Raw genomic sequence first — 8,216 nt, forward strand, 5'->3', positions numbered from 1 at the left:
TCACTCTCCTCAGCGGCACGGGCGCGGGGGAGCGCGACCCCGGGGGCCTCCGGAGCGGACGCTTCCGGCGACGGCTCCCCGCACAGCACCGCCAGCGCCCGCCCGATGACCCCCGGCAGCTGCTCGGCGGCCAGCACGGCGTCCACGAGCCCGTGCGCCAGCAGGTTCTCCGCGACCTGGACGCCCTGCGGGAACTCCTCGCCGTACAGGGCCTCGTGGACGCGCGGCCCCAGGAAGCCGATGAGCGCGCCCGGTTCGGCCGAGGTGAGGTGGCCGAGCGAGCCCCACGAGGCGAGGACGCCGCCCGTCGTGGGGTGCCGGAGGTGGACGAGGTAGGGCAGTCCGGCCGCCTTGTGGTCGGTGATGGCGGCGGCGACCTTGACCATCTGCAGGAACGCCACCGTCCCCTCCTGCATCCGCGTGCCGCCCGAGGCGGGCGCCGCGAGCAGCGGCAGCCGCTCGGCCGTGGCCCGCTCCACCGCCCGTACCAGCCGCTCCCCCGCCGCGACCCCGATCGACCCGGCCAGGAAGCGGAACTCGCAGGCCACCAGCGCCACTCGGCGGCCGCCCACCCGCCCCTCACCGGTGACGACCGACTCGTCGAGGCCGGTGCGCTCGCGCGCGGCCAGGAGGTCCGCGCGGTAGGCGGGATCGTCCGTGGTGACGGCGACGGGCTCGTCCCAGCAGCGCCAGCTGCCGGGGTCCAGGACCGTACGGACGAGGTCGAGGGCGGAAGTGCGGTGGTTGCTCGCGTTCATGCCGTCACCCTGTCACGAGCGGCCCCACCACGTCCTTGCTCACGTGCTGATAGATCACGGAGCTGCGGAAGTCCACGACCTCGCGGCGCCCGGAGAAGCGGTCCATCAGCAGGCTGTGCAGGTCGTCGACCTCCGGCACCGCCACGTGCACCAGGAAGTCGTCCCCGCCCGCGACCACGTACACGTTGAGCACCTCGGGCAGCCCGATCAGATACGCCTTGAAGCCCTCGATGACCTCCCGGCTCATCGGCCGGATCCGCACCGACAGCAGCGCCTGCACCGGCCGCCCCAGCGCCCGCAGGTCCACCGTCGCCCGGTACCCCGTGATCACGCCGCGCTGCCGCAGCGCCCTCACCCGCTCCAGGCAGGTGGAGGGCGCGATGCCGAGCGTACGGGCCAGGTCGCGGTTGGTCTGCCGTGCATCGCGCTGCAGTTCCCTGACGATCGCCGAATCTATGTCGTCCATAAGGGCACATGATGCCGCACGCACCGAATTTCGTTCGGCGAGAGGCCCGGACTGCCACCTACCGGGCTAACTTCTGCCCACGTGACCGTACGAACCACCCATGCTTCCGCCCCTTCCCGGCCGTCCGTTCGGGGACTGGGCATCGGCAGCGGCACGGCCCTGTGCGCCGGCGCCGTCCTCGGGCCGGGCGTCCTGGCCCTGCCCGCCCTGGCCGCCGACGCCGCCGGCCCGGCCTCGATCCTCGCCTGGATCGTCCTGCTCATCACGAGCGTGCCCGTGGCGCTGTCCTTCGCCGCGCTGGGCGCCCGCTTCCCCGACGGCGGCGGGGTGGCCACCTTCGTGCACCGGGCGGCGGGCCCGCGGGCCGCGGCGGCGGTCGGCTGGTGGTTCTACGGGGCCGTACCCATCGGCGTCGTGGCGGCGGCCCTCATCGGCGGCCAGTACGTGGCGGGCGCGCTGGGCCTGGGCCCCGTGGCCGCCGCCGCGATCGGGACCGTCGTCATCGCCGCCTCCTTCGCCGCCAACTGCGTGGGCCTGCACCTGTCGGGCCGGGTGCAGTTGCTGCTCGTCGCCCTGCTGGCGGCGGTGCTTGCCGGGGCCGCGCTCGCGGCGGCGCCCCACATGACCTCCGCCCACTTCACCCCCTTCATGCCGCACGGCTGGAGCTCGGTGGGCTCGGCGGCGGGGGTCCTGTTTTTCGCCTTCGCCGGCTGGGAGGCGGCCAGCCACCTCTCCGGCGAGTTCGCGAACCCCGCCCGCGACCTGCCGCGCGTCACGGCCTACACCCTCGCCGCCGTCTCCGTCCTCTACCTCGCCCTCGCCGTGACGACGATCGGCGCCCTCGGCCCGGCCGCCGCCGGCACGGACACCCCGCTGACCGATCTGCTCGCCCAGAGCGCCGGCACGGCCGCCCGGCCCATCGCCGCCGCGGCCGCCCTCTTCCTCACCTTCGGCGCCGTCAACACCTACCTCGCCGGCGCCTCCCGCCTCGGCGCCGCCCTCGGCCGCGACGGCTCGGCCCCGCGCTGGCTGGCCCGCGGCGCCGCGCCCGGCGAAGTGCCGCGGCGCAGCCTCGCCGTACTGGCGGGCGCCTGCGCGGCGGTCGGCGCGGCGGCCTGGCTCGGCGGCGGCGACCTGGACGGCCTGATGCGCGCCACGTCCACCTGCCTGGCCTCGGTCACCCTGGCGGGCCTCCTCTCGGCGCTGGCCCTGCTGCCGCGGCGGACGTGGCTGTGGCCGGCGGCGGTGGCCAGCGCCCTGCTGACGGCGGGTGTCCTGGCCTTCTCGGGGCCGCTGCTGCTGATACCGGTGGTACTGGCGGGGTTGTCGTGGGGGTTCACGACGCTGTCGGGGAGGGGGCGGGGGCGGCACCTGTCGTAAGCGTGTCCGCCGACCGCCCCCGGCGGCTCACTTCCCCCAGCGACTGGCCGCGTTGGCCTCCCGCACCTTGGCGCGGAGCGCTTCGGAATGCGACGGCTCGGGATGCGGCTTGCCGGAACAGGTGCAGGAGCCCAGCGGGCCGGGGTAGCTGAGGTCGATACCGTGGGCGGTCGCCCAGAGGTAGACGCCGCAGGTGCCCACGCGGGGCGGCGCCGCTACCGGCTCTGCCTGTGGCGCGGGCAGCGGGACCGCCACCAGCGGCGCATCAACGCCGGACAGTGTTGCGGCGTCTGCCGCGCCCGCCCCACGGGCGAAAAACTTCCGTACCCGTTCGAACGAACGGAGGATAGAGTGGTACACGTCGACGCTCCTATCAGCGTTGGCCATCCCCGGGGTCGTGGCTGCGACTGCCGGGGTTCTTCGTGCACGAGAGGGAGTTCCGGTCCCGCAACGGGAGGGCCTGAGTCAGCTGCCTCACGAACACACGGGTCAGGACGGTCCGCGACGACGAATCCGTTCGCGAGTGACCGCGGAGTCAGCATGCTCCCGGAATCGCCCCGCCCGCAACCGACCCTTTGGAACTTGTTCCATGATTTTTTTGTGCCGGTACCCTTACGCCTCCAAGGCCTCGAATAAGGGGAGTTCAGGTGGCCGGAGTTCGACCAACCGTTCGACGTCGCCGTCTTGCAGCGCTCTTGGCTCGATTTCGCGAAGACGCAGGTAAGACGCCCGAGCAAGCGGCGGAGAGGATCGGATGTCACCGGACGAAGATCAACCGAATCGAAAACGCGCGCCTCGGCATCTCCTTGGGAGAGCTACGCGACTTGCTCAGCTTCTATGGCGTGACCGATGCCGCGCAGGTTGACGAAATGGTCTCGCTGGCGCGCCGGGACCGGGAGCCCGGCTGGGTTCGGCGTGCCAGCATCGCGCGGCCTTCCTACGCGGACTACATCGGCTACGAGGGGACGGCCGATTACATCCGAACCTACGAAGCAGCTTTGATCTCCGGCCTCTTGCAGACATCCGACTACGCCCGAGCGGTCCTGCAGGCCGCCCCTTCGACTCTTCAGCCCGCAGCCGTCGACGCTCTGGTCACGGCTCGTGAAGAGCGTCAGGAGGTACTCAAGCGGGAACGCCCACCGCGTCTGTGCGTGATCGAGAGCGAGGAGGCGCTCCGCCTTCGGATCGGTGGCACGGAAGTGATGCGCAAGCAGCTCGAACACTTGGAAGAGATGGCCCAGCGTCCTAACGTGGAACTCCAGGTCATCCCCCGCCATGCCGAGGCGCACGCAGGGCTGTTCGGAGCGTTCGTGCTGTTCAGCTTCCCCAGCCCTGCGTTCTCCGACGTCGTCTGCATCGAGCACCGGACGGGGACGCTGTACCTGGAGACGCCGGAGGAGACCGCAGAGTACACACTGATCTTCGACTCGCTCCGGTCGATCGCTCTCAGTCCGCGGGACAGCCTCGGCCTGATCACCCGGATCCGGGGCGAGCTGTAGCGATGGACGCAACAGAGAGGCCATGCAGAGATGTACCCGCCGAGCCTTCGGGCAGCGAGATGGCGCAAGAGCAGCTACAGCGGGCAGGGCGGCAACTGCCTTGAGATAGCAGATGCCGCCACCGCTGGCGCGATCCCCATACGTGACAGCAAGGAACCCTACGGCCCCGCCCTGGTCTTCTCGACCAGCGCGTGGGCCGCTTTCGTGTCCCACCTCAAGGATTCCGACTGACGGCGGAGTGCGGTTTACCTTCTCGGGTCACTTGTACGCCGCGCACGACCGCGAGCCGGTGGAGTTCCGTGCCCGGAGCGCCGCCAGCCCCCATACCTCAGCCCCACTCCGGCCTTCCGAGCCGGAGTGGGCCAACCGACGCAGGACAGGACGCCTCGCTCGACCACCACATATCGGCCATTGGTTCGAATCCTGCTGCGGGTTCTCCCTCCCACGTTTGATGATCTTTGCGGTTCTTTCAGAGTGGGGGTTGCTCATGTTCACAGCCGCACGGCGTGGCGTCGTCCACGTGCTGGCGCTGGTGTTGTTAATGACTGCGGGAGTCGGCGAGGCTGCTGCCGCGGTGCCGCAGTGGCAGGAAATGGTCCAGGGTACGAGTCCGCTGCAGCCGCGGGCGGTCCCGAAGCCGCCAAGGGCGATGTCGCTGGCGGAGCGCAAGAAGCAGGTGAGCAGCTCGCGGGGCAGCTACTCGCCGATGCGCGAGTTCGTCCACCCCAGGGCGCCGGAGCCGTCGGCGCGTCCGGCCGAGAAGCCGGACAGACCACTGAAGAACGGCCCCGCCGCGAGAGGGCCGGGCAGCTCTTTAGCGCGTGCTCCGGCTCCTGCAGGTGTTCCCAACCCTGACTGGGTGTCGTCATTTGCGGTTGCCTACCCGGGCACGCTGACCATCGGCGGCCACCTGCAGTTCTCCTCCGTCCCGGCATCCTCCATCTCAGGTCTGTGGCTCTATGTCCTGGACGAGCAGAAGCGACCGGTCCACCAGCAGGAGATCAAACGACGGGACGCCGACGATCCGGCCGGGAAGTACCTGGAGAACGGCGTCTGGTGCTACGGCTGGTGGCCATCCGGCCCGTCCAACCCCTACCCCGACAACCACTGTTTCTGGTGGACCTCCAGCTCGCTGGGCGGGCATCTGCAGGACGGGAAGAAGTACTACGCCTGGATCTTCCTCGAGGGTACTGACGGCTCGGCGAGCCCGGCCGGAACAACGTCGCCGTTCGTTGAGGCGTTCTATACCCCCGACATCCCGGGTGCGCAGGCCGGAAGCTGTACGTGTTACGGGCAGACGTACCGGGCGGATCCGGTCAACACCGCCACTGGCATGTTCTACGACCGGAACACCGACGCCACGCTCGTGGGCGCCGGCACGCCATTCTCCCTGGACCGGACCTACCGGTCCGACTCGTCCGCTGTCGGGCTACTCGGCAGGGGCTGGTCCACCCCCTTCGATTCCACGTTGGCCCTAGCGGCCGACGGCAGTGCCACGCTGCAGGAATCAGACGGCGCCCGGTTGGTCTTCAAAGAGCAGTCAGGGGGTTCCTACACAGCCCCGGCAGGCTCCGCCCTGAAGCTGGCCAAATCCGGGAGCACCTATACCGTCACCAGCCCCGACCTCACCCGCCGCACGTACAACGCTGCCGGCCGGCTCATCTCTGTTACCGATCGCAGCGGCCAAGGGCTGAGCCTGGACTACGCCTCGGGCCGGCTCGCCTCCGTCAAGGACGCCGCGGGACGGACCGTCCCCTTCACCCTCGACACCACAGGCCTTCTGACCAAGGTGGCGTTACCGGACGGCACCTCGGTCTCGTACAGCTACACCGGCGGTCTGCTGACCTCCGTCACCGACCAGGCCGGCAAGACCTCGTCCTACGGCTATGACGCGAACAAACGTCTCGTCACCGCCACAGGCCGCGGTGGCGGAAAGGTGACGAACACCTACGACAACGACGGGCGGGTCGCCTCCCAGACCGACAGCTCCGGCAAGACCACCACGTTCACCAGGTCCGACAACCGGGACGTCCACACCACGGACCGCAGCGGTGGCGTGTGGACCGACGTGTACTCCGGGAACGTGCTCATGGCCAGCATCGACCCGTACGGCAAGAAGGTCGAGTACAGCTACGACCGCAACCTCCGGCCCGTATCGATCACTGATGCGCTCGGCAACACCACGGAGATGTCCTACGACAGCGCCGGCCGCATGACCATGCGGAAGTCGCCGTCCTCGGTGGGCCTGGCGGAGACGTGGACCTACGACTCGGCCGGAAACGTCGCGAGCCACTCCGACAGCCGGGGCAAGACCTGGACATACGCCTACGACTCCGCCAACCGGATCACCACCAGCACGGACCCTTCGGGCGGCAAGGTCACCTATACCTACACCGAGCGGGGTGCGCTCGCCAGCGTCACGACACCGCGGGGCAAGAGGACCACCTATGCCTATGACGGGGCGGGGAACCGTACCTCCGTCACCAGTCCGCTGGGTGAGAAGACCACGTTCCGCTACGACGCGATGGGACGGGTGACGGCTGTCACCGACCCTCGCGGTAACGCGACGGGCGCTGACCCGAAGGCATTCACCACCACGTACTCCTACGACGGCCGCAGCCTGCTCAGCAGTACGACCGACCCGCTGGGCGGAACCACCGCATACGGCTACGACGATGCAGGCCGCCTCACCTCGGTGACGGACCCCGCGGGGCGGACGACGCGCTACGCGTACGACGTCTCGGGCCGTCTCACGAAGACCACCAACCCCGCAGGCAAGTCCGAGACGCGCACGTACGACGCCAGCGGCAACCTCCTCTCGGTCACCGATGCGCTGGGCAACAAAACCGCCCACGCCTATGACAAGGCGAACAGGCTGATCAGCACGGTCACGCCCCGGGGCAATACCAGCGGCTCCGATCCCGCAGCCTTCACCACCAGCTTCGGCTACGACGCAGCAGGCCGGCGCACCTCCGTCACCGACCCGACCGGCGCCGTCACGACAACCGCCTACGACGCACTGGGGCGGCCCACATCCCTCACCAACGCCCTCGGCGAAACGACCAGGACGACCTATGACGGCAACGACAACGTCCTGACCCGCACGGACGCGACCGGCAAAGTCAGCTGGTACAGCTATTCCGACACCGGCCTGATGACGGCCTCCGCCGACCCGCTGAACAACGTCACGTCCTTCGGCTACGACGTCGACGGCAATCGCATCAGCCGTACATCCCCGCTTGGCAACAAGACCACCTGGGCGTACGACGACGACGGCCGCCTCGCCTCGGAGACCGACCCGCGGGGCAACACCTCGGGCGCTGATCCGGAGAAGTTCACGACCACATACGGTTACGACCTCGCAGGCAACCGCACCAAGGTGACCAACCCTCTGGGCAAGGCCACCAGCACCAGCTATGACGCCGCGAACCGCGCCGTGGCAACGACCGACGAGCTGGGCCAGCAGACCAGGACCGAGCACGATGCACTCGGCCGTATCAGCAAGGTCACCGGCCCGGACGGCGCAGCCACCACCTACACGTACAACGCGGCCGGCGACGTGGCCACCCGCAAGGACCCCAACGGCCACATCACCACGTACGAGTACGACGACGCCGGACAACAGAGCTCGATCACTGACCCGCTCGGCCGCAAGAAGACCTTCGGCTACGACGCGGACGGCAACCGAACGAAGGTCACCAACGCGCGGGGCATCACCACCACCACCGCCTTTGACGCACGCGGCCTGGCGACAGCCGTGGCGTACAGCGACTTCACGCAGCCGCTGTCAGCCACATATGACGCCCTCGGACGCCGCCAGACCATCACCGATGCCACAGGCACGCGAACCCTGGGGTACGACACCAACGGAAGACTCAGCACCGTCACCCCCGGATCCGGAAAGGGCTCCTACAGCTACACCTACGACGATGCCGGACAGCTGACCTCCCGCACGATCGACGGCCTGAGCCAGTCCGGCCCGGTGACAGGTCTCGCGGGCCTGTGCATCGATGTTGCGGGTGGTCTGAACGCTGACGGCACGGCCCTGCAAACGTGGTCGTGCAACGGGACCGCCGCCCAGCGGTGGACACTGGAAGGCGGTCAGCTCAAAGC

Annotated in this window: 7 protein-coding genes; 4 read left to right on the forward strand and 3 right to left on the reverse strand. The window is 69.4% G+C overall.

Translation table 11 applies throughout. The features are described from left to right. The coding region (locus ACSNOH_RS31280; RefSeq protein WP_436724823.1) for a carboxyl transferase domain-containing protein at positions 1-758 on the reverse strand (758 nt) is incomplete at its 3' end. Positions 759-762: 4 nt separating this feature from the next. Further along, positions 763-1,224 (reverse strand): Lrp/AsnC family transcriptional regulator, encoded by a 462-nt coding sequence (locus ACSNOH_RS31285; protein ID WP_367140918.1) that lies wholly within the window; start codon positions 1,222-1,224, stop codon positions 763-765. 81 nt (positions 1,225-1,305) lie between these two features. Here ACSNOH_RS31285 and ACSNOH_RS31290 point away from each other — a divergent pair, with 81 nt between their 5' ends. Next, entirely contained in the window at positions 1,306-2,604 is a 1,299-nt protein-coding gene (locus tag ACSNOH_RS31290) for an APC family permease (protein ID WP_436724824.1), read from the forward strand. 27 nt (positions 2,605-2,631) lie between these two features. Here the strand turns inward: ACSNOH_RS31290 and ACSNOH_RS31295 are convergent, their stop codons facing one another. Beyond that, complete coding sequence (locus ACSNOH_RS31295) at positions 2,632-2,991, reverse strand: hypothetical protein (protein WP_436724825.1); 360 nt, start codon at positions 2,989-2,991, stop codon at positions 2,632-2,634. A 260-nt stretch (positions 2,992-3,251) separates the two neighbouring features. On the opposite strand from ACSNOH_RS31295, the gene ACSNOH_RS31300 reads away from it, so the two are divergent. The 3 genes from ACSNOH_RS31300 to ACSNOH_RS31310 all read left to right on the forward strand — a co-directional run. Beyond that, positions 3,252-4,103, forward strand: coding sequence for a helix-turn-helix domain-containing protein (locus tag ACSNOH_RS31300; RefSeq protein WP_436724826.1), 852 nt, complete (start codon positions 3,252-3,254; stop codon positions 4,101-4,103). Positions 4,104-4,133: 30 nt separating this feature from the next. Continuing rightward, on the forward strand, positions 4,134-4,334 hold the full coding sequence (locus ACSNOH_RS31305; protein ID WP_436724827.1) for a DUF397 domain-containing protein: 201 nt from the start codon (positions 4,134-4,136) through the stop codon (positions 4,332-4,334). 418 nt (positions 4,335-4,752) lie between these two features. Beyond that, positions 4,753-8,216: DUF6531 domain-containing protein (locus tag ACSNOH_RS31310; protein ID WP_436724828.1), on the forward strand; the 3,464-nt coding region annotated here is incomplete at its 3' end.

It is taken from the genome of Streptomyces sp. URMC 127 (assembly GCF_051386535.1).
Classification (GTDB): domain Bacteria; phylum Actinomycetota; class Actinomycetes; order Streptomycetales; family Streptomycetaceae; genus Streptomyces.

Coding starts and splice junctions, on each gene's coding strand:
- ACSNOH_RS31305 (WP_436724827.1), top strand. CDS start 4,134: ATGTACCCGCCGAGCCTTCGGGCAGCGAGATGGCGCAAGAGCAGCTAC.
- ACSNOH_RS31285 (WP_367140918.1), bottom strand. CDS start 1,224: ATGGACGACATAGATTCGGCGATCGTCAGGGAACTGCAGCGCGATGCA.
- ACSNOH_RS31295 (WP_436724825.1), bottom strand. CDS start 2,991: ATGGCCAACGCTGATAGGAGCGTCGACGTGTACCACTCTATCCTCCGT.